At 72.5% G+C, this 950-nt stretch carries 1 protein-coding gene; it reads right to left on the bottom strand.

The window, feature by feature from the left end:
- Positions 1-950, bottom strand: a 950-nt coding sequence (gene ruvB, locus MTDSW087_RS29845; protein ID WP_144769411.1) for a Holliday junction branch migration DNA helicase RuvB, incomplete at both ends; no start/stop codon positions are given.

The raw sequence follows: 950 nt of genomic DNA, 5'->3' as shown, positions 1-950 counted from the left end.
TCCCGCCGCGGCGGGGTGAGGCCCATGTGGCGGAAGGCGTGGGCGGTGAGGAGGCGGCCGCGTGGCGTGCGCTGCACGAAGCCCTGCTGGATCAGGTAGGGCTCGATGATGTCCTCGATGGCGTCGCGCGGCTCCGAGAGCGCCGCCGCGATCGTCTCGATCCCCACCGGGCCGCCCCCGAACGAGCCCGCGATCAGCCCGAGATAGCGGCGGTCCATCACGTCGAGCCCGAGCGGGTCGACGTCGAGCAGCCCGAGCGCCCGGTCGGCGAGAGCCCGCGTCACGGTGGGCTCGTCGGCCACCACCGCGAAGTCGCGCACCCGCCGCAGCAGGCGCCCGGCGATGCGCGGCGTGCCGCGCGCCCGCTTGGCGATCTCGTCGGCGCCGTCGCGGGCCATGCCGAGCCCCAGCACGCGCGCGCCCCGCTCCACGATCAGGCGCAATTCGTCCACGTCGTAGAAGGCCAGCCGCACCGGGATGCCGAAGCGGTCGCGCAAGGGCGTGGACAGCAGGCCGGCGCGGGTGGTGGCGCCGACGAGGGTGAACTTGGGCAGCTCGATCTTGACCGAGCGGGCGGCGGGGCCCTCACCGATGATGAGGTCGAGCTGGTAATCCTCCATGGCCGGATAGAGGATCTCTTCGACGGCCGGGTTGAGGCGGTGGATCTCGTCGATGAAGAGCACGTCGCGCTCTTCGAGGTTGGTGAGCTGGGCGGCGAGATCGCCGGCCTTGGCGATGACGGGTCCGGAGGTGGAGCGGAAGCTGACGCCGAGCTCGCGCGCGACGATCTGGGCCAGCGTGGTCTTGCCGAGGCCGGGAGGGCCGACGAAGAGGACGTGGTCGAGGGCCTGGCCGGTCTTGCGGGCGGCCTCGATGAAGACCTGGAGGTTGGCCCGCGCCGCGCGCTGGCCCACGAACTCCGACAGGCTCAGCGGCCGGATGCTCGACTC

This window comes from Methylobacterium dankookense (assembly GCF_902141855.1).
In the GTDB taxonomy this organism is placed as follows: domain Bacteria; phylum Pseudomonadota; class Alphaproteobacteria; order Rhizobiales; family Beijerinckiaceae; genus Methylobacterium; species Methylobacterium dankookense.
This window is presented reverse-complemented; position numbering and strand designations above follow the sequence as displayed.